The organism is Streptomyces sp. cg36 (genome assembly GCF_041080675.1).
Taxonomy (GTDB): Bacteria; Actinomycetota; Actinomycetes; order Streptomycetales; family Streptomycetaceae; genus Streptomyces.
The window spans coordinates 2,582,442-2,605,589 of sequence record NZ_CP163520.1 but is presented as its reverse complement, the minus strand read 5'-3'; the positions used below and the strand labels follow the sequence as shown (position 1 = coordinate 2,605,589).

General features: G+C 70.9%; 23 protein-coding genes. 17 read left to right on the top strand and 6 right to left on the bottom strand.

The window, feature by feature from the left end; translation table 11 throughout:
- The first annotated feature begins 84 nt into the window (after positions 1–84).
- The 11 genes from AB5J87_RS11435 (at position 85) to AB5J87_RS11385 (ending at position 10,090) form a co-directional block, all read left to right on the top strand.
- Positions 85–1,431, top strand: a complete 1,347-nt coding sequence (locus tag AB5J87_RS11435; RefSeq protein ID WP_369383479.1) for an MraY family glycosyltransferase — start codon at positions 85–87, stop codon at positions 1,429–1,431.
- Positions 1,432–1,692: 261 nt separating this feature from the next.
- Positions 1,693–2,127, top strand: coding sequence for a hypothetical protein (locus tag AB5J87_RS11430; RefSeq protein WP_369376310.1), 435 nt, complete (start codon positions 1,693–1,695; stop codon positions 2,125–2,127).
- A gap of 273 nt (positions 2,128–2,400) precedes the next feature.
- Entirely contained in the window at positions 2,401–3,171 is a 771-nt protein-coding gene (gene atpB / locus AB5J87_RS11425; RefSeq protein WP_369383477.1) for a F0F1 ATP synthase subunit A, read from the top strand.
- Between the two features lie 78 nt (positions 3,172–3,249).
- Positions 3,250–3,486, top strand: a complete 237-nt coding sequence (atpE, locus tag AB5J87_RS11420) for an ATP synthase F0 subunit C (protein ID WP_067163944.1) — start codon at positions 3,250–3,252, stop codon at positions 3,484–3,486.
- Positions 3,487–3,524: 38 nt separating this feature from the next.
- Positions 3,525–4,082, top strand: coding sequence for a F0F1 ATP synthase subunit B (locus AB5J87_RS11415; RefSeq protein WP_369376308.1), 558 nt, complete (start codon positions 3,525–3,527; stop codon positions 4,080–4,082).
- Positions 4,079–4,894, top strand: coding sequence for a F0F1 ATP synthase subunit delta (locus tag AB5J87_RS11410; protein WP_369376307.1), 816 nt, complete (start codon positions 4,079–4,081; stop codon positions 4,892–4,894). Before AB5J87_RS11415 ends, AB5J87_RS11410 begins: the two co-directional genes overlap by 4 nt.
- Positions 4,895–5,034: 140 nt before the next feature.
- Entirely contained in the window at positions 5,035–6,627 is a 1,593-nt protein-coding gene (gene atpA / locus AB5J87_RS11405; protein WP_369376306.1) for a F0F1 ATP synthase subunit alpha, read from the top strand.
- A gap of 20 nt (positions 6,628–6,647) precedes the next feature.
- Positions 6,648–7,568, top strand: coding sequence for a F0F1 ATP synthase subunit gamma (locus AB5J87_RS11400; RefSeq protein ID WP_369376304.1), 921 nt, complete (start codon positions 6,648–6,650; stop codon positions 7,566–7,568).
- Positions 7,568–9,010 carry a F0F1 ATP synthase subunit beta gene (gene atpD / locus AB5J87_RS11395; protein WP_369376302.1) on the top strand — a complete coding sequence of 481 codons (1,443 nt, stop codon included), beginning with the start codon at positions 7,568–7,570 and terminating at the stop codon, positions 9,008–9,010. Before AB5J87_RS11400 ends, atpD begins: the two co-directional genes overlap by 1 nt.
- Before the next feature lie 120 nt (positions 9,011–9,130).
- On the top strand, positions 9,131–9,505 hold the full coding sequence (locus AB5J87_RS11390) for a F0F1 ATP synthase subunit epsilon (protein ID WP_369376301.1): 375 nt from the start codon (positions 9,131–9,133) through the stop codon (positions 9,503–9,505).
- 138 nt (positions 9,506–9,643) lie between these two features.
- Entirely contained in the window at positions 9,644–10,090 is a 447-nt protein-coding gene (locus AB5J87_RS11385; protein WP_369376300.1) for a DUF2550 domain-containing protein, read from the top strand.
- 201 nt (positions 10,091–10,291) lie between these two features.
- On the opposite strand, the gene AB5J87_RS11380 is transcribed toward AB5J87_RS11385, so the two are convergent.
- The 3 genes from AB5J87_RS11380 to AB5J87_RS11370 all read right to left on the bottom strand — a co-directional run bounded on the left by AB5J87_RS11380 (position 10,292) and on the right by AB5J87_RS11370 (position 14,132).
- Complete coding sequence (locus tag AB5J87_RS11380) at positions 10,292–12,151, bottom strand: glycosyl hydrolase family 18 protein (RefSeq protein WP_369376299.1); 1,860 nt, start codon at positions 12,149–12,151, stop codon at positions 10,292–10,294.
- A 173-nt stretch (positions 12,152–12,324) separates the two neighbouring features.
- The gene (locus AB5J87_RS11375) at positions 12,325–12,969 is read right to left on the bottom strand and encodes a response regulator (protein ID WP_369376298.1); all 645 of its coding nucleotides are present in this window, start codon (positions 12,967–12,969) and stop codon (positions 12,325–12,327) included.
- Positions 12,966–14,132 (bottom strand): sensor histidine kinase, encoded by a 1,167-nt coding sequence (locus tag AB5J87_RS11370; RefSeq protein WP_369383476.1) that lies wholly within the window; start codon positions 14,130–14,132, stop codon positions 12,966–12,968. Before AB5J87_RS11370 ends, AB5J87_RS11375 begins: the two co-directional genes overlap by 4 nt.
- A gap of 220 nt (positions 14,133–14,352) precedes the next feature.
- On the opposite strand from AB5J87_RS11370, the gene AB5J87_RS11365 reads away from it, so the two are divergent.
- Positions 14,353–14,904, top strand: coding sequence for a hypothetical protein (locus tag AB5J87_RS11365; RefSeq protein WP_369376297.1), 552 nt, complete (start codon positions 14,353–14,355; stop codon positions 14,902–14,904).
- 81 nt (positions 14,905–14,985) lie between these two features.
- On the opposite strand, the gene AB5J87_RS11360 is transcribed toward AB5J87_RS11365, so the two are convergent.
- Positions 14,986–15,558, bottom strand: coding sequence for a cob(I)yrinic acid a,c-diamide adenosyltransferase (locus AB5J87_RS11360; RefSeq protein WP_369376295.1), 573 nt, complete (start codon positions 15,556–15,558; stop codon positions 14,986–14,988).
- A 171-nt stretch (positions 15,559–15,729) separates the two neighbouring features.
- Here AB5J87_RS11360 and AB5J87_RS11355 point away from each other — a divergent pair, with 171 nt between their 5' ends.
- The 3 genes from AB5J87_RS11355 (at position 15,730) to AB5J87_RS11345 (ending at position 19,977) form a co-directional block, all read left to right on the top strand.
- Positions 15,730–16,578: a 3-hydroxyacyl-CoA dehydrogenase family protein gene (locus tag AB5J87_RS11355; protein WP_369376293.1), complete on the top strand. Its 849-nt coding sequence runs from the start codon at positions 15,730–15,732 to the stop codon at positions 16,576–16,578.
- 160 nt (positions 16,579–16,738) lie between these two features.
- On the top strand, positions 16,739–17,062 hold the full coding sequence (locus AB5J87_RS11350) for an STAS domain-containing protein (RefSeq protein ID WP_067163978.1): 324 nt from the start codon (positions 16,739–16,741) through the stop codon (positions 17,060–17,062).
- A gap of 356 nt (positions 17,063–17,418) precedes the next feature.
- Positions 17,419–19,977, top strand: coding sequence for an ATP-binding protein (locus AB5J87_RS11345; protein WP_369376292.1), 2,559 nt, complete (start codon positions 17,419–17,421; stop codon positions 19,975–19,977).
- A gap of 198 nt (positions 19,978–20,175) precedes the next feature.
- Here AB5J87_RS11345 and nucS read toward each other — a convergent pair whose 3' ends face one another.
- Positions 20,176–20,847, bottom strand: a complete 672-nt coding sequence (gene nucS / locus AB5J87_RS11340) for an endonuclease NucS (protein WP_369376291.1) — start codon at positions 20,845–20,847, stop codon at positions 20,176–20,178.
- Positions 20,848–21,062: 215 nt separating this feature from the next.
- Here nucS and AB5J87_RS11335 point away from each other — a divergent pair, with 215 nt between their 5' ends.
- On the top strand, positions 21,063–21,455 hold the full coding sequence (locus tag AB5J87_RS11335; RefSeq protein ID WP_369376290.1) for an SCO5389 family protein: 393 nt from the start codon (positions 21,063–21,065) through the stop codon (positions 21,453–21,455).
- Positions 21,456–21,566: 111 nt separating this feature from the next.
- Here AB5J87_RS11335 and AB5J87_RS11330 read toward each other — a convergent pair whose 3' ends face one another.
- The gene (locus tag AB5J87_RS11330; RefSeq protein WP_369376289.1) at positions 21,567–22,598 is read right to left on the bottom strand and encodes an LLM class flavin-dependent oxidoreductase; all 1,032 of its coding nucleotides are present in this window, start codon (positions 22,596–22,598) and stop codon (positions 21,567–21,569) included.
- Between the two features lie 215 nt (positions 22,599–22,813).
- On the opposite strand from AB5J87_RS11330, the gene AB5J87_RS11325 reads away from it, so the two are divergent.
- Positions 22,814–23,140, top strand: a complete 327-nt coding sequence (locus tag AB5J87_RS11325) for an ATP/GTP-binding protein (protein WP_369376287.1) — start codon at positions 22,814–22,816, stop codon at positions 23,138–23,140.
- Positions 23,141–23,148: the final 8 nt, after the last annotated feature.

Here is a 23,148-nt window from a genome sequence, read left to right as displayed (position 1 = left end):
GCTGCAACCATCTCGCGTACCCGCATGTCCTCAACCATGTGGTCGCGAAGCTAGTGTGTGGGGCTGAGATGGCCAGCGATACCTCTGGGGCAGCCCGTGCGTGAATACCTGCTGACGCTCTGCGTCACGGCCGCGGTGACCTACCTGCTCACCGGGCCGGTGCGGAAGTTCGCCATCGCGACCGGCGCGATGCCGGAGATCCGTGCCCGCGATGTGCACCGCGAGCCGACACCGCGGCTCGGCGGCATCGCCATGTTCGGCGGTCTGTGCGCCGGGCTGCTGGTCGCCGACCACCTCGACAGCCTCAACGGGGTCTTCGAGCGGTCCAACGAGCCGCGTGCGCTGCTCTCCGGCGCCGCCCTGATCTGGATCATCGGCGTCCTCGACGACAAGTTCGAGATCGACGCCCTGATCAAGCTCGGCGGCCAGATGATCGCCGCCGGTGTGATGGTCGTGCAGGGTCTGACGATCCTGTGGCTGCCGGTGCCGGGCATCGGCACCGTCTCGCTCACGTCCTGGCAGGGCACGCTGCTCACGGTCGCCCTGGTGGTGATCACCATCAACGCGGTGAACTTCGTGGACGGCCTGGACGGCCTGGCCGCCGGCATGGTCTGCATCGCCGCCGCGGCGTTCTTCATCTACGCGTACCGGATCTGGTTCGGCTACGGCATCGAGGCCGCGGCCCCGGCCACCCTCTTCGCCGCCATCCTGATGGGCATGTGCCTGGGCTTCCTGCCGCACAACATGCACCCCGCGCGGATCTTCATGGGCGACTCCGGGTCGATGCTGATCGGCCTGGTGCTCGCGGCGGGCGCGATCTCGATCACCGGGCAGGTCGACCCGGACTCGATGAACCTGTTCGTCGGCGGCGAGCGCGCGGCCACCCACGCGATGCTGCCGGTCTTCATCCCGCTGCTGCTGCCGCTGACGATCATCGCGCTGCCCATGGCCGACCTGGTGCTCGCCATCGTGCGCCGCACCTGGAAGGGCCAGTCGCCGTTCGCGGCCGACCGCGGGCACCTGCACCACCGGCTGCTGGAGATCGGCCACTCGCACAGCCGGGCCGTGCTGATCATGTACTTCTGGTCGGCGCTGCTCTCCTTCGGCGCGGTCGCCTACTCGGTGCACTCGGCGTCGATGTGGATCGTCTTCCTGGTCGTCGCGCTGAGCGCGGTCGGTCTGGTGCTGCTCCTGCTGCCGCGCTTCACGCCGCGCGCCCCGCGGTGGGCCGAGGCGTTCGTGCCGCCGCGCTACCGGCGCCGCGCACGGCTCGCCAGGGCGGCCGTGGGGGCGCAGGGGACGGGCGGGCCGGAGGGGACGGAGGAGGAGCGGGCGCCGGTCGGCGCGGGCGTCTCCGGCGTCAACGGAGCGACCGCCGTCGGCCCCCGTTCGCGCTTCCCCGACCGGCGGAAGACCGGTGCTTCACGCTGACGAATTGCCGCACCGGGTGCCAATACCAGACAAGTTGCCGCCCGTCTTGCACATGCGCGCGCGTTCACTCTCATGTGTGACGGGCAGCACACCACCATGGTAAAGACCTCATCAAATAGTTTGTGATACGGTTCACGAGACCCGGCAACAGAGCCGAAGGACCGTAGTGCGACGGCCCATTGGCCCGAGGGACCACCTCGGCCGGGGCCTACGCTCGTCCATGACGACACCCTGCCCCCACCAGTAAGCGGAGCTGCCGCCATGCCGTCCAACGACGCCCGCACACTCCTTCGTACCGCCGTACCCACCGCTGCCGCCGGCGCGATCGCCGTCGCCGTCAGCGCCGGGGTCGCCGGCGGCAAGGGAGCCATCGGCGCCGCCATCGCGACGGTCGTGGTCATCGCTTTCATGGGGATCGGGCTGCTCGTCCTGGAACGCACGGCAAGGAACCTGCCCCACCTGTTCCAGGGCATGGGGCTGATGCTGTACACGGCCCAGCTGCTGTTGCTCTTCGTCTTCGTCGCGGTCTTCAAGAACACGACGCTGTTCAACCCCCGGGCTTTCGCCGCCACGCTCGTCGCGCTGACCCTCGTCTGGATCGGCATGCAGGCGCGTGCGCACATGAAGGCCAAGATCCTTTACGTCGAGCCGGATTCGGAGGCTCAGAAGCCCGAGAAATCCGGGTCTTCGTCGTGAAAGGTAGGGGCGGAATAAATGCGAGTTCGAGACCCTGCTATCGTCCGGTGCCAACTGCGGCACTGCGGGCGCGGGCATCTCAGCTGACGCCTGCTCAATCGCGAGGCTTGATGCCCGACCGCCGCCCCATCATCCGTAACACCAGTCCAGTGCCGAACCGCGGCTGCGCGCCGCGCCGACACAACGAGGTTGCCGTACCTATGCGCCACGCTGAAGGAGCCCGCGGTGAGTGCTGACCAGACCCAGCTCGCCTTCGACTGGAACTGCCGCATCCTGTCTGACAACGGCTGTGGCTTTCCGGCTCCGGGCCTGCACTCCTTCCTCTTCAAGCCGCTCTTCACCGTTGGCGGCTATGAGTTCAACAAGGTGATGCTGCTCGCTCTCATCACCACGTTGCTCGTCAGCAGCTTCTTCTGGGTGGCCTTCGGCAAGGCCAAGGTGGTCCCGGGCAAGCTCCAGATGGTCGGCGAGGCCGGCTACGACTTCGTGCGCCGCAACATCGTGTACGAGACGCTGGGCAAGCGGGAGGGCGAGAAGTACGTCCCGCTGATGGTCTCGCTGTTCTTCTTCATCTGGATCATGAACATCTGGTCCGTGATCCCGCTGGCGCAGTTCCCGGTGTCCTCGGTCATCGCCTTCCCGATGGTGCTCGCCGCCCTCGTGTGGGTCGTCTGGGTGGGCCTGACCTTCAAGCGTCACGGGTTCGTCGGCGGTCTGAAGAACATCACCGGTTACGACAAGTCGCTCGGCGCGGTACTGCCGCTCGTGATGGTCATCGAGTTCCTCTCGAACCTCATCGTCCGGCCGTTCACGCACGCGGTGCGACTGTTCGCCAACATGTTCGCCGGTCACCTCATGCTGGTGATGTTCACGGTCGCCTCCTGGTACCTGATGAACAGCTACATGATCCCGGCCGCCGGTGTCTCGTTCGTCATGACCATCGTCATGATCCTCTTCGAGCTTTTCGTGCAGGCCGTCCAGGCGTACGTCTTCGTGCTGCTGGCCTGCTCGTACATCCAGGGCGCTCTGGCCGAGCACCACTGAGTCCTGGCCCGCCCCGCAAACCCACAGTCGTCCGGTGGCCAACCCCCACCGGTCCATGAAAGAGAAGGAAGAACTGGCATGTCCCAGATCCTCGCTGCCTCCGAAGTCACCGGCTCGCTCGGCTCGATCGGCTACGGCCTCGCCGCCATCGGCCCCGGCGTCGGCGTCGGCATCATCTTCGGTAACGGCACCCAGGCCATGGCCCGTCAGCCCGAGGCCGCCGGCCTGATCCGCGCCAACCAGATCCTGGGCTTCGCCTTCTGTGAGGCGCTCGCCCTCATCGGCATCGTTATGCCGTTCGTGTTCGGTAAGTAAGCACCTATTACTGACACACATCGACGAAAGGCACTGATGTGATCGCCAACCTGGCTGCACTGGCGGCCGAGGAAGAGCAGAACCCGCTCGTACCCGCGGGTCCCGAGCTGCTCATCGGCGCCATCGCCTTCGCCATCGTCTTCTTCGTCTTCGCCACGAAGCTGCTCCCGCGTATCAACAAGACGCTGGAGGAGCGCCGCGAAGCCATCGAGGGCGGTATCGAGAAGGCCGAGGCCGCGCAGACCGAGGCTCAGAGCGTGCTGGAGCAGTACAAGGCCCAGCTCGCCGAGGCCCGCCACGAGGCCGCCCGGCTGCGCCAGGAGGCGACCGAGCAGGGCACCGCGCTCATCCAGGAGATGAGGGCGGAAGGCCAGCGGCAGCGTGAGGAGATCATCGCTGCCGGTCACGCTCAGATCGAGGCCGACCGCAAGGCCGCCGCTCACTCGCTCCGTCAGGACGTGGGCAAGCTCGCCACCGACCTGGCCGGCAAGCTCGTCGGCGAGTCCCTGGAGGACCACGCCCGGCAGAGCCGCACCATCGACCGCTTCCTCGAGGGTCTCGAGGACAGCGCTTCGAAGGCCGAGGCCACGCGATGAACGGAGCGAGCCGCGAGGCACTGGCTGCCGCGCGCGAGCGGCTCGACGCGCTGATGGACCACACGTCCGTCGACGCGGCGAAGCTCGCCGAGGAGCTGGCCGCCGTCACCGCGCTGCTCGACCGCGAGGTGTCGCTGCGTCGGGTCCTCACCGACCCGGCGCAGCCCGCCGAGGCCAAGGCCGAGCTGGCCGGGCGCCTGCTCGGCGGCCAGGTCGGCGGCGAGACGACCGACCTGGTGAGCGGCATGGTCCGCTCCCGCTGGTCGCAGTCGCGTGACCTGGTGGACGCGCTGGAGGAGCTGGCGAACACCGCCGACTTCACCGCCGCGCAGAAGGCCGGCGCGCTGGACGACGTCGAGGACGAGCTGTTCCGGTTCGGCCGGATCATCGCCTCGGACACGGGTCTGCGCTCCGCGCTCACCAACCGCGCCGCCTCGGCCTCCGCCAAGGGCGAGCTGCTGCGCAGCCTGCTCGACGGCAAGGCGAACCCGGCCACCGCGCGACTGGTCGCACGGCTTGTGACCAAGCCGCGTGGACGTAGCCTGGAAGCGGGACTGGAGTCCCTCTCCAAGCTCGCCGCCGAGCGCCGGGAGCGCATGGTCGCGGTCGTCACGTCGGCCGTGCCGCTCACCGACGTACAGAAGCAGCGCCTCGGTGCCGCTCTGGCGAAGGTGTACGGCCGCCAGATGCACCTGAACCTCGACGTGGACCCCGCGGTCCTCGGCGGGATCACGGTGCGGGTGGGCGACGAGGTCATCGACGGCACCGTCGCGCAGCGTCTCGACGAGGCGAGCCGGCGGCTGGCCGGCTGACCTGCTCCGGCAGCGTCACCAACTCAACAAGCATCACCAGCGGCCCGGTTGGGCCGTGCAGAACTTGCAGAAGATTCCTGGGGGTCGCCCCCAGACCCCCAAAGAAACTTCGGGCCCAACAAGGAGAGCAGGGAACCCAGATGGCGGAGCTCACGATCCGGCCGGAGGAGATCCGGGACGCGCTGGAGACCTTTGTCCAGTCGTACCAGCCGGACGCGGCCTCGCGCGAGGAGGTCGGTACGGTCAGCGTTGCCGGCGACGGCATCGCGAAGGTGGAGGGCCTGCCCTCCGCCATGGCGAACGAGCTGCTGAAGTTCGAGGACGGCACCCTCGGTCTCGCCCTCAACCTCGAGGAGCGCGAGATCGGTGCGATCGTCCTCGGCGAGTTCAACGGGATCGAGGAGGGCCAGCCGGTGCAGCGCACCGGTGAGGTCCTCTCCGTAGGCGTCGGCGAGGGCTACCTCGGCCGCGTCGTCGACCCGCTCGGCAACCCGATCGACGGTCTCGGCGAGATCGCGACCGAGGGCCGCCGCGCCCTCGAACTGCAGGCCCCGGGCGTCATGGTCCGTAAGTCCGTGCACGAGCCCATGCAGACCGGCTACAAGGCCGTCGACGCGATGGTGCCGATCGGCCGCGGCCAGCGTCAGCTGATCATCGGTGACCGTCAGACCGGCAAGACCGCTCTTGCCGTCGACACGATCATCAACCAGCGCGACAACTGGCGCTCGGGCGACGTGAACAAGCAGGTCCGCTGCATCTACGTCGCCATCGGCCAGAAGGGCTCGACCATCGCGTCCGTGCGCGGCGCCCTGGAAGAGGCCGGCGCGCTCGAGTACACGACGATCGTCGCCGCCCCGGCGTCCGACCCGGCCGGCTTCAAGTACCTGGCGCCGTACACCGGTTCCGCCATCGGCCAGCACTGGATGTACGCCGGCAAGCACGTCCTGATCATCTTCGACGACCTGTCGAAGCAGGCCGACGCCTACCGCGCCGTGTCGCTGCTGCTGCGCCGCCCGCCGGGCCGCGAGGCGTACCCCGGCGACGTCTTCTACCTGCACTCGCGTCTGCTGGAGCGCTGCGCCAAGCTCTCCGACGACATGGGCGCCGGTTCGATGACCGGTCTGCCGATCGTCGAGACCAAGGCGAACGACGTGTCGGCGTTCATCCCGACCAACGTCATCTCCATCACCGACGGCCAGTGCTTCCTGGAGTCGGACCTCTTCAACGCCGGTCAGCGCCCCGCGCTGAACGTCGGTATCTCCGTCTCCCGAGTCGGTGGTTCCGCGCAGCACAAGGCGATGAAGCAGGTCTCCGGCCGTCTGCGCGTGGACCTCGCCCAGTACCGCGAGCTGGAGGCGTTCGCCGCCTTCGGTTCCGACCTGGACGCCGCGTCGAAGGCTTCGCTGGAGCGCGGCAAGCGCATGGTCGAGCTGCTGAAGCAGGGCCAGTACCAGCCGATGCCCGTCGAGGAGCAGGTCGTCTCCGTCTGGGCCGGCACCACCGGCAAGATGGACGACGTCCCGGTCAACGACATCCGTCGCTTCGAGGCCGAGCTGCTGGAGTACCTGCGCCGCGAGCGCAAGGAGCTCCTCACCTCGATCGCCGAGGGCGGCAAGATGTCGGACGACACGCTGCAGTCGGTCGCCGACGCGATCACGGCCTTCAAGCGGCAGTTCGAGACCTCGGACGGCAAGCTCCTGGGCGACGACGCGCCGGTCTCCATCAGCAAGTGACGACGGAAGGGACCTGACTCATGGGAGCGCAGCTCCGGGTCTACAAGCGTCGCATCCGTGCCGTCACGGCGACCAAGAAGATCACCAAGGCGATGGAGATGATCGCCGCCTCGCGCATCGTCAAGGCGCAGCGCAAGGTGGCGGCATCGATGCCGTACGCGACCGAGCTCACCCGCGCGGTGACGGCGGTGGCGACCGGCTCGAACACCAAGCACGCCCTGACCACCGAGGTCGAGGCGCCGACCCGCGCCGCGGTCCTGCTCATCACGAGCGACCGCGGTCTGGCCGGCGGCTACTCCTCGAACGCCATCAAGCAGGCGGAGCGGCTCACCGAGCGGCTGCGCGGCGAGGGCAAGGAGGTCGACGCGTACATCGTCGGCCGCAAGGGTGTCGCCTACTACGGGTTCCGTGAGCGCAAGGTCACGGACTCGTGGACCGGCTTCACCGACAGCCCGGCCTACGCCGACGCCAAGCGCGTCGCGGCGCCGCTGATCGAGGCCATCCAGACGGACACGGCCGAGGGTGGCGTCGACGAGCTGCACATCGTCTTCACGGAGTTCGTGTCGATGATGACGCAGAACGCGGTGGACGGCCGGATGCTGCCGCTCAGCCTCGACCAGGCTCAGGACGAGGAGACCGGCGCGAAGGGCGAAGTCCTTCCGCTGTTCGACTTCGAGCCGTCGGCGGAGGACGTTCTCGACGCCCTGCTGCCGCGCTACGTCGAGAGCCGCATCTACAACGCGCTGCTGCAGTCGGCCGCTTCCGAGCACGCCGCCCGCCGCCGCGCGATGAAGTCGGCCACCGACAACGCCGGGGATCTCATCAAGAGCCTCTCCCGGCTTGCCAACGCGGCCCGCCAGGCCGAAATCACCCAGGAAATCAGCGAGATCGTCGGTGGCGCCAGCGCCATGGCCGACGCGACCGCGGGGAGTGACAAGTAATGACGACCTCTGTTGAGACGGCCGCCGCCACGGGCCGCGTCGCCCGGGTCATCGGCCCGGTCGTCGACGTGGAGTTCCCCGTCGACGCGATGCCCGACATCTACAACGCGCTGACGGTCCAGGTCGCCGACCCGGCCGAGGACGGCGCGCTCAAGACGCTGACCCTGGAAGTCGCCCAGCACCTGGGCGACGGCCTGGTCCGCACCATCTCGATGCAGCCCACCGACGGTCTGGTCCGCCAGGCCCCGGTGACCGACACGGGCACGGGCATCACCGTCCCCGTCGGTGACTTCACCAAGGGCAAGGTGTTCAACACCCTGGGCGAGGTGCTCAACTACCCCGAGGCGAACGCCGAGGTCACCGAGCGCTGGCCGATCCACCGCAAGGCGCCCAACTTCGACGAGCTCGAGTCGAAGACCGAGATGTTCGAGACCGGCGTCAAGGTCATCGACCTCCTCACCCCGTACGTCAAGGGTGGAAAGATCGGTCTGTTCGGTGGTGCCGGTGTCGGCAAGACCGTTCTGATCCAGGAAATGATCTACCGCGTCGCCAACAACCACGACGGTGTGTCGGTGTTCGCGGGCGTCGGTGAGCGTACCCGTGAGGGCAACGACCTCATCGAGGAGATGGGCGACTCGGGCGTCATCGACAAGACCGCCCTGGTCTTCGGTCAGATGGACGAGCCGCCGGGCACGCGTCTGCGCGTCGCGCTGGCCGGTCTGACGATGGCGGAGTACTTCCGTGACGTCCAGAAGCAGGACGTCCTCTTCTTCATCGACAACATCTTCCGGTACACCCAGGCGGGTTCCGAGGTGTCGACCCTGCTCGGCCGCATGCCCTCCGCGGTGGGCTACCAGCCGAACCTGGCCGACGAGATGGGTCTCCTCCAGGAGCGCATCACCTCGACCCGTGGTCACTCGATCACCTCGATGCAGGCGATCTACGTCCCCGCGGACGACCTGACCGACCCGGCCCCGGCCACCACCTTCGCCCACCTCGACGCGACGACGGTTCTCTCCCGTCCGATCTCCGAGAAGGGCATCTACCCGGCCGTGGACCCGCTGGACTCCACGTCCCGCATCCTGGACCCCCGCTACATCGCGGCGGACCACTACGCGGCCGCGATGCGCGTCAAGGGGATCCTGCAGAAGTACAAGGACCTCCAGGACATCATCGCGATCCTCGGTATCGACGAGCTGGGCGAGGAGGACAAGCTCGTTGTCCACCGTGCCCGTCGCGTCGAGCGCTTCCTGTCGCAGAACACCCACGTCGCCAAGCAGTTCACCGGCGTGGACGGTTCGGACGTGCCGCTCGACGAGTCGATCACCGCGTTCAACGCCATCTGCGACGGTGAGTACGACCACTTCCCCGAGCAGGCGTTCTTCATGTGCGGTGGCATCGAGGACCTGAAGGCCAACGCGAAGGAGCTCGGCGTCTCCTGACGCCGGCCCCGGATCTGTGACGACGAGGGGGCGGGTGCGTCCCGCCCCCTCTCTCACGCCCACTAGACTTTGACCCAACACCCGGCAGCAACCGCCGGGTGGTGACCCGAGGAGCCCACCTTGGCTGCTGAGCTGCACGTCGAGCTCGTCGCCGCGGACCGCAGTGTCTGGTCCGGCGAGGCCACCCTGGTCGTCGCGCGCACCACGTCCGGCGACATCGGCGTCATGCCCGGTCACCAGCCGCTCCTCGGAGTGCTGGAGTCGGGCCCGGTGACCATCCGTACGAGCGAGGGGTCCACCGTCGTCGCCGCTGTGCACGGCGGGTTCATCTCGTTCGCGGACAACAAGCTCTCGCTGCTGGCGGAGATCGCGGAGCTCGCGGACGAGATCGACGTCCAGCGTGCCGAGCGTGCGCTGGAGAGCGCCAAGTCGGTCGAGGACGGCGCCGCCGAGCGCCGCGCCGAGGTCCGGCTGCGTACGGTGTCGGTGCGCTAGCGCCCCGACGAACAGTTGTGCCCTCAGCCGCGGCCGCTGGTCTGGAATTTTCCGGACCCGGCCGCGGCTGAGGCGATGCAGGCACAGTGAGACCGGGGCGATCCCCCGGCCCCGAATGGAGCGAGGAGGTCGGTGTAGATGACCCTCGTTCTGCTTGTGGGCGGCCTGGTCGTCGCGCTGGTACTGGTGGGACTCTTCGTCTTCGGTCTGCGCCGACGCCTGATCCAGCGTTCCGGCGGGACCTTCGACTGCAGTCTCCGCTGGGACGTGCCCGAGGGCGACGACACCAGTGGCAAGGGCTGGGTGTACGGAGTCGCGCGGTACAGCGGTGACCGCATCGAGTGGTTCCGCGTCTTCTCCTACGCGCCCCGGCCGCGGCGGCTCCTGGAGCGCTCGGCGATCGAGGTCGTGGCGCGGCGCAAGCCGGCGGGCGAGGAGGAGCTGGCGCTGCTGTCCGACGCGATCGTGCTCGGCTGTACGCACCGTGGTGTGCGGTTGGAGCTGGCGATGAGTGAGGACGCGCTGACCGGGTTCCTGGCGTGGCTGGAGGCGGCGCCGCCCGGCCAGCGGGTGAACGTGGCGTAGGTCTCTGCCCCGCCCCGCCCCTTCCCGAAAGCCTCCGGCGGAGGGTCGTTCGGCTGCGGACCGTGCTCGCTCCTCGCGCGGTTCCCCGCGCCCCTGGAATGCGCCCCTGCGGGGCGCCTCGTGGGGGCGCGGGGAACCGCGCGAACGGCCCCCACCGGCGGGCAAGCGGGGACGGGCCGCCTGCCCGGGGGGATTCGGGGGTTACCGCAACCCGGAGTCGATCGCCGAGATCAGCTCGCCGTTCGCCGTGTCACCGCTGAACTCCCAGAAGAACGCCCCCTTGAGGCCCTGGGACTTCACGTACGCCATCTTGCCCGCGATCGTGGACGGCGTGTCGTAGCTCCACCAGTTGCTCCCGCAGTGCGCGTACGCCGTGCCCGCGATCGTGCCGGTCACCGGGCAGGAGTTCTTGAGGACCTTGTAGTCCTCGATGCCCTGCTCGTAGGTGCCCGGCGCCGGCCCCGTCGCCGTGCCGCCCGGCGCGTCCTGCGTGACGCCGGTCCAGCCGCGGCCGTAGAACCCGATCCCGAGGTTGATCTTGCTCGCCGGGATCCCCTTGACCTTGTACTTCTGGATCGCCGCGTCCGTGTTGAAGCCCGCGATCGGGATGCCGTTGTACGAGGTGAGCGGGGAGTGCGGCGCCGTCGGCCCCTTCGCGTCCCAGGCACCGAAGAAGTCGTACGTCATCACGTTGTACCAGTCGACGTACTGCGCTGCTCCGGCGTAGTCGGCCTGGTCCATCTTGCCGTTGTCGGAGCCGTCGGCCGTCACGGCCGCCGTCACCAGGTTCGAGGAGCCGAACTTGGCGCGCAGCGCGGCCAGCAGGTTCTTCAGCGCGGCCTGGCCGCTGGTGTCGCAGGAGAGGCCGCAGGCGTTGGGGTACTCCCAGTCGATGTCGATGCCGTCGAAGACGTCGGCCCAGCGCGGGTCCTCGACCAGCGAGTAGCAGGAGTTGGCGAAGGCCGTCGGGTTGGCCGCCGCCGCCCCGAAGCCGCCGGACCAGGTCCAGCCGCCGAACGACCACAGCACCTTGATGTTCGGGTACTTCTTCTTCAGCTCGCGCAGCTGGTTGATGTTGCCCGCGACCGGCTGGTCCCAGGTATCGGCCGTGCCGTCGACGCTGGAGGAGGCGTCGTAGGTCTTCTGGTAGTCGGCGTAGGCGTCACCGATGGCGCACTGGCCGTTGGTGACGTTGCCGAAGGCGTAGTTGATGTGGGTCAGCTTGGCCGCCGAGCCCGAGGTGACGATGTTCTTCACCTGGTAGTTGCGCTGGTAGATGCCCCAGTCGGTGAAGTAGCCGAGCTTGACCGCGGAGCCCGGGCCGGGGTTGCCGCCGCCGCCCGTGGTGGTGACGGTGGCCGAGCCGGAGGAGGGCCCGGTCTGGTCGGCGGTGTCGCGCGCGGTCACGCTGTAGGTGTACGTCGTCCCGGCGGTCAGGCCCGAGTCGGTGTACGAGGTGCCGGTCACCGTGGCGATCTTCGCGGAGCCCCGGTAGACGTCGTAGTTCTTGATGCCCTTGTCGTCGGTGGCGGCGCTCCAGGACAGGCCGACCGAGGTGTCGGTGACGGAGCCCGCGGTCGGGGTGCCGGGCGCGGACGGCGGGCTGTCGCCGGGCGGGGTCGTACTCCCGTCGCAGGAGCCGCCGTTGAGCTTGCAGCCGGAGGGGGCGCCGGGGCCCGCGCCGTTGAAGCCGAAGGTGACGCTGGCGCCGGGCGCGAGACTGCCGTTCCACGCCTTGTTCTTGGCGGTCCAGTGGTTGACGTCATGGGTGACGTCGGCGTCCCAGAACGAGGTGACGGACGTGCCCGAGGGGTAGTCCCACTCCACCGTCCAGGAGCTGAGCGCGGTGGTGCCGGTGTTCTTGACGGTCCACTGGGCGCCGAAGCCGGAGCCCCAGTCCTGGGTCTTGACGTAGGTGGCGGTGGCCGAAGTCGCGGCCGACGCGGGGGAGGCGGCGGCCAGGCCGACCAGCGCGGCCAGCGGGAGGGCCAGCGCGGTCAGCGCCGCGGCGGCTCTCGTTCTGAAGCGGTTGCGGGTGCGGATGCGCGTTGCAGGACTCAAGGAAAGCTCCCGAGTGAGGTCCGAAGGGTGGGGGTGGGACCCTGCTCCGCCCGGTGAGCACACGGTGTCGTGGAGCAACACGGTGTCGTGGCACGCTCACACAGCAGTGCCGAGAGCGTAGGAAGGTCTGGACCAATCGTCAAGAGGTCCAGACCAGCGGCCGAAACCGTGGCTCAGAGCCCCAACTCCTGCGCCAGTACGGCCGCTTGGACCCGGCTGCGCAGCTCCAGCTTGCCGAGCAACCGGCTGACGTGCGTCTTCACCGTCGCCTCGGCCATCGAGAGCCGCACCGCCACCTCCGCGTTGGAGAGCCCCTCGCCCAGACACGACAGCACCTCGCTCTCCCGCCGGGTGAGCGCGTCCAGCGCGGCCGGCCGCTCCACCGGCCGCCGCGCCGCCGGTGCCGCGAACTCGGCGATCAGCCGCCGGGTCACCGCCGGGGCGATCAGGCCCTCGCCCGCCGCCACCGTCCGCACCGCCTCGATCAGCGCCCGGGCGTCGGTGTTCTTCAGCAGGAAACCGGCGGCCCCCGCCCGCAGCGCCCCGAAGACGTACTCGTCCAGGTCGAACGTGGTCAGCACCAATACGTCGGCGAGCCCCTCCGCGACCACCTGGCGGGTCGCCGCGACCCCGTCGAGGCGGGGCATCTGCACATCCATCAGCACCAGATCCGGCCGCAGTTCACGGGCCAGGCGCACCGCCTCCTCGCCGTCCACCGCCTCCCCGGCGACCTCGATGTCCGGGGCGCTGCCCAGGATCAGGACCAGTCCCGCCCGTACCGACGACTGGTCCTCCGCGACCAGTACCCGGATCGTCATGCCTGCGACTCGCTTTCCTGAAGGGGCAGTTCGGCCCGTACCCGCCAGATCTTCGTCCCGTCCCGCGCCGGTTCGGGCCCCGAGCTGAAGCTCCCGCCGAGCAGGACGGCCCGCTCCCGCATCCCCACCAGACCGGCCCCCGAGCCCGGCGCGCGCGGCTCCGGCCGGGCGCCGCCGTTCCCGTACGGGCTGGACACCTCGACCAGCAGCGCCCGCCCGGTGTGCGCCAGCGAGGCGGTGACCGTACCGGGGGAGGCGTGTTTGACGGCGTTGGTCAGCGACTCCTGGACGATCCGGTACGCGGCCAGCTCGATCGGGGCGGGCAGCGCGGCCCCCTCCGGCCGCCGGTCGTGGAGCGCGAAGTCGAGCCCGCCGGCGGCGCCGTTGGTACGGGCCTGGGCGATCAGCGCGTCCAGCGCGGCCAGGGTGGGCGCGGCGGCCGGTTCGGCGGTGGCGCCGCTGTCCCGCAGCAGCCCGATGAGACGGCGCATCTCGGCGAGCCCGTCCACGCTGTTCGTGCGGATCACGCCGAGCGCGGTGCGGGTGGTCGCCGGGTCGTCCAGACTGAGCGCGGCCGTGGCGTGGATGGCGATCGCCGAGAGATGGCCCGCGACCAGGTCGTGCAGCTCACGGGCCATCCGGGCGCGCTCGGCCACCACCGCCTGGGTGCGGTCCAGCTCGGCCAGCAGCGCGGTCTGCTCGGCCCGCAGGGTCGCCGCCTCGGCCGCGTCGCGGTGGTTGCGCACCAGGGCCCCCGTGGTGGCGGGCGCGAAGGAGATCACCGCCGTGATCACCCCGATGAGCAGCGCCTCCGGCTTGTGCAGCCAGGCCAGGAAGCCCAGCGCCACCGCCACCGAGATCAGCCCGGTGGTGATGGGGATGCGGCGGGCGGCGGCCGGAGTGCCGTACAGGACGGCCGCGTAGACCAGATCGGTGAACATCAGGACCGTGACCAGGCTGCCGGTCGTGAACTGGTCCGCCACCACCGCGAAGGTGCCCACGACCAGGGCGAACTGCGGCGCGGTCCGGCGCAGCAGCTCCAGGGCCGCCATCACTGTCAGCGGGACCAGCACCGCCGGGCCGCCGATCAGCCCGCCCTGGGTGCGCAGCCCCAGCGCCCAGCCGGTGACACCGCCGAGCAGGCCGACGGCGGCGATCGTCACATCGTGGTGGTGCGGGCGGGGAAAGCGGGTCACGTACCCATGAAACACCTGGTCGGGGGCGTGGGCTTCCCCGCATCGGCCCATTGCGGGCGCACCGGACTACATCGAAGGATGCAGTGCCGGTTCCTCACTGGCGACGACGATCGCGGCAGGTCGCGGGCCGACGCTGGAGACAGGTCCGGAAAACGAGGGGCCGGGCGGGTCGAGCAAGGGGAACACCGTGATCGTCACACTGATCGTCGTCTGCGAGGTCGGCTTCTGGGTGCTGCTGGCCGGCGGCCTGGCGCTGCGCTACTTCGCGAAGATGCCCCGGGCGTCGGTGGCCGTGCTGCTCTGCGAACCGCTGCTGGAGGCGCTGCTGCTGGTGGTCACCGTGATCGACCTCAAGAACGGCGCCGACCCGGACTGGAAGCACGGGCTCGCCGCCGTGTACATCGGCTTCTCGGTGGCGATGGGCCACTCCATGGTGAAGTGGGCCGACGCCCGGTTCGCCCACCGCTTCGCGGGCGGCCCGCCCCCGGCCAAGGCCCCGGCGGGCGGCGCGGCCCGCACGGCGTACGAGTGGCGGACGGCCGGGCGCTGGACGCTCGCCGCCGTCCTCGCGATCGCCCTGCTCCAGGCCGGGGTCTGGTATGTCGGCGGCGACGGCGACGTGAGCTCGCTGCGGATGTGGCAGCAGCGGATGCTGTGGCTGATCGGCATCAACCTGGTCATCGCGGTGAGCTACACGCTGTTCCCGAAGAAGGTGGAGGCGGCCCGCTCGCGCCGCTGACCGCTGACCGCTGACCGCTGACCGCCGGCCGGGCCCCGCCGCCCGACGCCCGCCGCCCGGCCGCCGTCCGTCGGCCGGGTGCTAGCGCTCGCCGCCCGGCACCCACAGCACGTCCCCGGTCTCCCCGTTGGCCGTGCGCGCCAGGATGAACAGCAGGTCCGAGAGGCGGTTGAGGTAGGTGGCGGTCAGCGGGTTCATCGTCTCGCCGTGCACCTCAAGGGCCGCCCAGGTGGACCGCTCGGCGCGGCGCACCACCGTGCACGCCTGGTGCAGCAGCGCCGCGCCCGGGGTGCCGCCGGGGAGGATGAAGCTGCGCAGCTTCTCCAGCCGCTCGTTGAAGCGGTCGCAGTCCTCCTCCAGCCGGTCCACATAGAACTGCTCGACCCGCAGCGGCGGGTACTTGGGGTCCGCCACCACCGGCGTCGACAGGTCCGCGCCCACGTCGAACAGGTCGTTCTGCACCCGGGTGAGGACCCGTACGACCTCCTCGTCGAGCCCGCCGAGCGCGATCGCCGTGCCGAGCACCGCGTTCGCCTCGTTCGCGTCCGCGTACGCCGAGATCCGCAGATCCGTCTTGGGGGTGCGGCTCATGTCGCCCAGCGCCGTGGTGCCCTTGTCGCCGGTGCGGGTGTAGATGCGCGTCAGATTGACCATGGGGCCAGCCTAATTGGGGCGAACGGACCCCCGGTGAGACCCCGCTCACCCGTCTTGGTGTGATGTCCGTCATCCGAGACGTGACGCGCATCTCTTACGGCTCCCAAGACGCCTCACGGCCGATAGCCTCCGCCGGAGAGCCGTATAGGTAAGCCGTCAAAGGGGTGTGAAGTGGCCAGGAAGCTCGCCGTCATCGGGGCCGGACTCATGGGTTCGGGCATCGCGCAGGTCTCCGCGCAGGCGGGCTGGGACGTGGTGCTGCGCGACGTCACCGATGAGGCGCTCACCCGGGGCACCGACGGCATCAGGGCTTCCTTCGACAAGTTCGTCGCCAAGGGCAGGCTGGCCGCCGAGGACGCGGAGGCCGCGCTCGCCCGCATCACCACCACGACCGACCTGGACGCCGCCGCCGACGTGGACATCGTCGTCGAGGCCGTCTTCGAGAAGCTGGAGGTCAAGCACGACATCTTCCGTACGCTCGACAAGATCGTGCGCCCGGACACCGTGCTGGCCTCCAACACCTCCGCCATCCCGATCACCAAGATCGCGGCGGCCACCGAGAACCCGGAGCGGGTCGTCGGCGTCCACTTCTTCTCGCCGGTCCCGATGATGCGGCTCTGCGAGCTGGTACGCGGCTACAAGACCAGCGACGAAACCCTGGCCACCGCACGGGAGTTCGCCGAGTCGGTCGGCAAGACCTGCATCGTCGTCAACCGCGACGTGGCGGGCTTCGTCACCACCCGGCTGATCTCGGCGCTGGTCGTCGAGGCGGCCAAGCTGTACGAGTCGGGCGTGGCCACCGCCGAGGACATCGACCTCGCCTGCAAGCTGGGCTTCGGCCACGCGATGGGCCCGCTGGCCACCGCCGACCTCACCGGCGTGGACATCCTGCTGCACGCCACGAGCAACATCTACACCGAGTCGCAGGACGAGAAGTTCGCCCCGCCGGAGCTGATGCGCCGGATGGTTGACGCCGGTGACATCGGCCGCAAGAGCGGGCAGGGCTTCTACAAGCACTGAACCGGCCCCCGTTCACCTCCCCCCGCTCCAGCGTCACTCCATGGGGTGAATTAGGTATCGGTTCGCTTACAGACGGCAACTTCACCGCGGTCTGTGCAGTCAGTTGGTGCAGTAAGAGACGACAGACAGACAGGTATACGGAGCACTCCGGGGAGTTCATATGCACATCAGGGGCGACCACGTCGAGCTGGTCGTCGGGGGCCGCCTCGACGTCCGCAGCGCGGCGGACGCCCGTACGGTCCTGCACTCGGCCGTCGACGACGGCGCCGGCGACCTGGTGCTCGACCTGACCGAACTGGACTCCTGGGACGCCACCGGTCTCGGCGTCATCATGGGCGCCCACCGGCGGGCCGGGCGCTGCGGACGGCGGCTGGTGCTGCGGGGCGTGCCGCCCCAGATGCAGCGGCTGCTGGTGGCGACCCGGCTGCACCGCATCCTCGCCATCGAGGGCGGCATCGCCGCGGAGGCACTGCCGCGCGTGTGAGCGCGCGGCGGGTGCCGAGCGCGGGGACGCGCGCGGTGCGCGGCGTACGCCTGCCGCGCGGAGTCCGGCGGGCGCCCGCGTCCCGGCTCATGACCTTCGTACGGCCGTCTTGAGCGGAGCCTGTGCGCAACTTGTGCGCGGGATGTGGAAGCCGGTCCTCCGCACGCAATCCTCACCGGACCGTGACGCTCTGGGCGGGTCGGCACCCCGCCCGTTCGGAGATACTGGGCGAAGGTTTAGGGTGCGGTCTCCCGCCGGTCGACATCCCTGCGGCGGGTACCGGACCAGAGCGACGGCGGAGTGCGTAGCGGCCGGGAGGGGCAAGGTTTCGCACGCGCATCTGGGGGGCTTTCACCATGGACCCGAAGGACAACCGGGGACCGGAAGAGTTCGACCACGAGCGGAACGGCTCGGACACCGCGGACCCGGGCACCAAGGGCCGGCCGCGCGACCGCGACGCCGCGGCCCCCGACCTCGGCCGCGAGAGCGGGCCGCGCACCACCGGCCCCGCCCGCACCGCACGGCTGGTCTGCGGCGACTTCCTGCTCACCGTCAACCCGGTCGACGGCAGCGAGATCGAGGCGTGCCCGCCCGGCGAGATACCCGGCCGCGCCCAGCGCCGCACCCCCGACGAGCGCGCCGAACGCGAACGCGCCCTGCGCCCGCCCGTACCCGCCGGACCCGCGGCCCCCGCCCCCGTACTCCTGGAGCGCGGCGAGGAGCGCGAGCGCCTGGTGCGGCTGCTCGGCCGGGGCCGCTCGGTACGGCTCACCGGACCCGCCGGAGCCGGGCGCACGATCCTGCTCGACGCCGTGGCCGGCGACTGCGCCCGGCTCGCGCCCGACGGCGTCGTCCGCCTCAACGGCCACCGCCGCACCCCCCAGGAACTCCTGCACGAGCTCTACGCCGCCGTCTACCGCACCCCCCTCCACCGCCCCGACCGGGCCGGACTCCTCGACCAGGTGCGGGAGATCGGGGCCGTCGTCCTCGTCGACGACCTGGAGTTCGGCGGCGCCGCCCTCGAAGAGCTGCTCGCCGCCGCCCCCGAGTGCGCCTTCCTCCTCGCCGCCACCCCCGAAGTGGCCTCGCCGCCCGCCGAGTCGCACCTCGAAGAGGTCTTCCTCGCCGGGCTCGGGCGCGGCGCCTCCCTGGAACTCCTGGAACAGGCCGTCGACCGGCCCCTCACCGACGAGGAGGCCAACTGGGCGGGCGACCTCTGGTTCGAGTCGGAGGGCCTGCCCCTGCGGTTCGCCCAGGCCGGGGCCCTGCTGCGGCAGCGCGACGCCCTGCGCGGCCACGGCCTGCCCCTCGACGAGTTCGGGCTGCCCGTGGAGGAGCCCGGCGACCTCTCCGTCTTCTCCGCCGAGGGCCGCGAGGTGCCGCTGCCCTCCCTCGGCGAGGGCGCCGCACCCGCCGCCCCGCTCGCCGCCCGGCTCAGCCCGGCCGCCCGGGAGACCCTGCGGTTCGCCGTCGCGCTCGGCGGCGAGGTCCCGCACCAGGCGCACCTGCCCGCGCTCATCGGCGACACCCACGCCGACGCGGCCCTCGGCGAACTCCTCGGCTGCTCCCTGCTCTCCCCGGCCGGGCCGCGCTACCGGCTCGCCGCGGGCGTCCTCGCCCAGCTGGAGGACGCGGGGTACGACGAGGGCGCCGACGAACGCGCGCACACCGCCGCCCAGCACTACGCCTGGTGGACCGGCCACCCCTCGGTGACCCCCGAACGGGCCGCCGCCGAGGCCGACTCGGTGCTCGCCGCCCTCGCCGCGCTGGTCCCCGGCGGCGACGCCGGGCACCCGGGCACGGCCGTCCGGCTCGCCCGCAGCGCGGCGCCCGCCTTCGCGGCCGGGCTGCACTGGGGCGCCTGGGAGCGGGCCCTGCGGATCGGCTCGGCCGCCGCCCGGCTCACCGGAGAGGTGGCCGAGGAGGCGTACTTCCACCACGAACTCGGCGTCCTCGCCCTCTGCGCCGGGAACGTCGACCGCGCCCGCGCCGAACTGGAGGCGTCCATCGGGCTCAAGGGCGCGCTCTCCGACAAGCGCGGCACGGTCGCCGGGCGCCGGGCCCTCGCCCTCGTCGAGGACCGCTCCGGCGGGCCCGTCGTCTCCGGCGGGCGCACCCCGGCGGGCGACGAGGTGCCCGCGGCCCGCTACGAGGAGTCCCAGTCCCCGCCCGCCGGGGTACCCGCGCCGCCCCCGCCGCGGCCGGACACCACCGCGACCCTGGTGACCCCGCGGGCGGCCACCGGGCCGGTCCGGCGCACCCTGTTCACCGGGACGCGCCGCAATCTGGTCGCGGCGGGCGCGGGGGCGCTGCTGGCGGCGGTCCTGGGCACGGTGGTCACGCTCGGCGCGACGTCGTCCGACGGCTCCGACTCGCCCGGCGACAAGGTCCGCCAGCAGCAGTCGGCCAACGAGGACGACGGCAGTGGGGGGCTTCCGGCGGACAGTCCGGGGACGCCGGGGGCCACGCACCGGTCCGGTGGTGGTCCGACGCGGCCGGGGCGCCCGCACTCGGCCACTCCGGGCACGGGCCCGTCGGCCCCGGACTCCCCGTCGTCGTCCGCGTCCTCCCCGGCCACGCCGTCGGGGAAGCCGTCCACGTCGCCGGGCAAGACCCCGACGAAGCCGCCGACGAAGCCGCCCACCAAGACGCCCACCGGGCCGCCCACGCCGTCCGGCAAGCCGTTGCCGTCGACGTCCCCGTCGGCCACCGGGGGGCCGACCACGTCCGGGCCCACCACCGGCGGGCCTTCCGCGGGCGGTGCGTCCTCCACCGGGGGGCAGAGTGGTGGGGAGACGACCACCTCGGGTGGGGCGTCCGCCGGGGGTACGGGTGGGACTTCGGGGGGTGGGGCGTCCGGTGCGGCGTCTTCGGGTGGGGCCAGTCCCAGTGGGGCGGCGTCGCCTACGGCGTAGGCCCCGCCCCGCCCCTTCCCGAAAGCCCTCGGGCGGGCGGCCGGTTCGTCGGCTGCGGGCCGGTGGGGGTCGGTCGCGCAGTTCCCCGCGCCCCTCAAACCCGATGCCGTCTGCGGGCCGTGGACGCTTCTCGCGCAGTTCCCCGCGCCCCTTCAGGGCCCGCCCGCCCCTTCAGGGGCGGGCGGAACTGGGCGGGGGCTAGAACAGGCGGAGCTTGTCGTCCTCGATTCCTCGCATGGCGTTGTAGTCGAGCACCACACAGCCGATGCCGCGGTCCGTCGCCAGTACGCGGGCCTGCGGCTTGATCTCCTGGGCCGCGAACACGCCCCGTACGGGCGCCAGGTGCGGGTCCCTGTTCAGCAGTTCGAGGTAGCGGGTCAGCTGCTCGACCCCGTCGATCTCGCCGCGCCGCTTGATCTCGACCGCGACGGTCGCCCCGTCGGCGTCCCGGCACAGGATGTCGACCGGCCCGATCGCCGTCGGGTACTCGCGGCGGATGAGGGTGTACCCCTCGCCGAGCGTCTCGATCCGGTCCGCGAGCAGCTCCTGGAGGTGCGCTTCCACGCCGTCCTTGATGAGACCCGGGTCCACGCCGAGCTCGTGCGAGGTGTCGTGGAGGATCTCCTCCATCGTGATGATGAGCTTCTCGCCCGCCTTGTTCACCACGGTCCAGACGCCCTCGTCGTCCCCGGTCCCCTCCTTGAGCGTGCAGGGCGGAGACATCCAGTTGAGGGGCTTGTACGCCCGGTCGTCCGCGTGGATGGAGACGCTGTTGTCCGCCTTCACGAGGATCAGCCGGGTGGCGGAGGGCAGATGGGCGGTGAGGCGGCCCGCGTAGTCGACGGAGCAGCGGGCGATGACGAGACGCATGGTCGGCAACGCTACTCGAATCCCCCCGCCGAACGCGATTCGTCCGGCAAAGCACTGTTCGTTATTGGCCGGTTACGTGCCAAGTACCTGTCGCAGCCCCCATGCCACCCCTACCGTATAAGCGGGACGTTGTCGGCCAAGCACGCTGCGTGGCCGACTTTGTTCCCCCGTCCCTGGCCGTAAGACCCCTTTTCGGGGTCGCGAGAGGAGAAACCATGTCGCTCGACGTCTCACCGGCCCTACTCGAACAGGCCGAGCGAGGCGAGGTCGACGAAGCGGATTTCGTCGACTGCGTCCGGACCTCCCTGCCGTACGCATGGGAGATGATCAGCTCGCTGGTGGCCCAGCTGAAGGTGGACGGCGGAGAGTTCGCCGACAACCAGACGCCGCCGCCGGACGAGCAGGCCCGCGGCCAGTTGCTGCGCGCGCTGGCGAGTGACGCCATCCGCGGTTCTCTTCAGCGGCACTTCGGTGTCCGCCTGGCGTTCCAGAACTGCCACCGTGTCGCGGTGTTCCCCCTGGACCCCTCCGTCGACGAGCGGCTCGCCCGCTTCACCTCGGTGCGGGGCCAGCTGCTCAACCAGTCGCCGGAGCTGCGGGACTGCTGACGCCTTCGCCGCCGCTCCGCATCGCGGGAGGTCCAACTGGTGCGGAGCGGGGGCCTCTTGCCGACCCGCCGTCGTGGTGAGCGCCCGTCCCCCTGCTCTCCGGGCCCACCCTCACCCCAGCAGCGGCAGCACCTCGGCGCCCAGCCGCCGTACGTTCTCCTCGGTCGCCGCCAGGTCGCCCGATCCCTCCACGAGGAAGGCGAAGCGCGTGATGCCCGTCTTCTCGGCCGTCCGGGCGATGCGGTCCGCCGCGAAGCGCGGTGGGCCCACCGGGTGGAGGTCGCAGAGCAGTTCCGTGTACGCCACCGGGTCGCGCATCGCGCGGTGGCGGCCGTCGACCGTCACATGCGCGTCCAGCCCCTGCTTCAGCCACCCCGGCATCGCCTTCAGGAGCGCCTCGGACGCCTGGGCGCGGTGGTCCCCGATCTGGGCGACCCCGGCCGACACGTGCGGCGCCGCGGCCACGGTCTCCGGTGCGATCCCGCAGGTCCGTGCGTGCGACCGCCACAGGGCGACCATCTCCGCCTTCTCGTCGTCCCCGCAGTGCATGCCGAGCAGCATCGGCAGCCCGCGCTCGGCGGCCAGCCGCACGCTGTTCGGCGAGGTGCAGGCCACGATGACCTCGGGGCCCGCCGGGCCGTCCGCCAGCAGCTCGTCGGGCCGGGGCACCACCGGGACCTCCCGGAAGGTGAACCGTTCGCCCAGGCTGGCGACGCGGGGCTCGGTGAGCCAGCGCAGCAGCAGGTCCAGGGACTCCGGGAAGCCCTCCTCGTACGCCCGCAGGCCCGAGCCGAAGACCTCCAGGTCGACCCACGGCCCGCCGCGGCCCACCCCGAGCGAGAACCGGCCGCCGGACGTCAGGTGCAGCAGCGCCGCCTGCTCGCCGAGCGCCACCGGGTGGGCGCTCGGCAGCACGCTCACCGCCGTCCCGACGCGGATCCGCCGGGTGCGCCCGAGCAGCAGCGCCGCCAGGGTCACCGCCGACGGGCACACCCCGTACGGAACGAAGTGGTGCTCGGCGAGCCAGACCGCGTCGAGGCCCGCCTCCTCGGCCACTTCCGCGGACCGCACCGCCCGGTGCAGCGCTTCCCCCGGCCCCTGACCCGGGAACTGGGCTGCCAGTACAAACGTTCCGACGCGCATCGCCTTCTGCCTCCTCGCGGCCGACGCGGCTCCCCCTGCTACCGGCAACAACGTCTGACAAGTGCCAAAGGCACGGCCCGGCACGAATTTCTTGCGATAGTCCGCTAAAAGTCCCCCGTACGAGTTACCGTCCCACGCCCGTGCGGGTCGGGTACCCGGGCCGGGTGGCCCTACGCTGGGAGCAGTCCGTCCGCCCGGCCCCGTGAGGTGTTTCCGTGTCCCCGCGCCGCAACCGCCCCAAGGGCGGCGACCAGCCGACCGAGTCCGCCGGCGCCGCGGGGGAGCGCTACGGCCTCCAGCGCAGCGAGACGTACCAGGACGAGGAGTGGTCCGTACGGCACGTCAGCGGCGCGAGCGCGGGCGGCAAGCGGTACCGCTGCCCGGGCTGCGACCAGGAGATCCCGGCCGGGGTCCCGCACGTGGTGGCGTGGCCGGAGTACGGCGGCGTGGACGACCGCCGCCACTGGCACAAGGCGTGCTGGAACGCGAAGGACCGCCGCACCAGCAGGGTGCAGCGGTCCAGGAACGCGCCGAGGTACTAGCAGGTACC

What these genes read in the sequence shown, in the direction of transcription:
- AB5J87_RS11385 (WP_369376300.1), top strand. Translation starts at nt 9,644, where the DNA reads ATGACCCTCGTTCTGCTTGTGGGCGGCCTGGTCGTCGCGCTGGTACTG.
- atpA (WP_369376306.1), top strand. Translation starts at nt 5,035, where the DNA reads ATGGCGGAGCTCACGATCCGGCCGGAGGAGATCCGGGACGCGCTGGAG.
- nucS (WP_369376291.1), bottom strand. Translation starts at nt 20,847, where the DNA reads ATGCGTCTCGTCATCGCCCGCTGCTCCGTCGACTACGCGGGCCGCCTC.
- AB5J87_RS11330 (WP_369376289.1), bottom strand. Translation starts at nt 22,598, where the DNA reads ATGCGCGTCGGAACGTTTGTACTGGCAGCCCAGTTCCCGGGTCAGGGG.
- AB5J87_RS11400 (WP_369376304.1), top strand. Translation starts at nt 6,648, where the DNA reads ATGGGAGCGCAGCTCCGGGTCTACAAGCGTCGCATCCGTGCCGTCACG.
- AB5J87_RS11375 (WP_369376298.1), bottom strand. Translation starts at nt 12,969, where the DNA reads ATGACGATCCGGGTACTGGTCGCGGAGGACCAGTCGTCGGTACGGGCG.
- atpE (WP_067163944.1), top strand. Translation starts at nt 3,250, where the DNA reads ATGTCCCAGATCCTCGCTGCCTCCGAAGTCACCGGCTCGCTCGGCTCG.
- atpD (WP_369376302.1), top strand. Translation starts at nt 7,568, where the DNA reads ATGACGACCTCTGTTGAGACGGCCGCCGCCACGGGCCGCGTCGCCCGG.
- AB5J87_RS11360 (WP_369376295.1), bottom strand. Translation starts at nt 15,558, where the DNA reads ATGGTCAATCTGACGCGCATCTACACCCGCACCGGCGACAAGGGCACC.
- AB5J87_RS11345 (WP_369376292.1), top strand. Translation starts at nt 17,419, where the DNA reads ATGGACCCGAAGGACAACCGGGGACCGGAAGAGTTCGACCACGAGCGG.
- AB5J87_RS11430 (WP_369376310.1), top strand. Translation starts at nt 1,693, where the DNA reads ATGCCGTCCAACGACGCCCGCACACTCCTTCGTACCGCCGTACCCACC.
- AB5J87_RS11410 (WP_369376307.1), top strand. Translation starts at nt 4,079, where the DNA reads ATGAACGGAGCGAGCCGCGAGGCACTGGCTGCCGCGCGCGAGCGGCTC.
- AB5J87_RS11335 (WP_369376290.1), top strand. Translation starts at nt 21,063, where the DNA reads ATGTCGCTCGACGTCTCACCGGCCCTACTCGAACAGGCCGAGCGAGGC.
- AB5J87_RS11350 (WP_067163978.1), top strand. Translation starts at nt 16,739, where the DNA reads ATGCACATCAGGGGCGACCACGTCGAGCTGGTCGTCGGGGGCCGCCTC.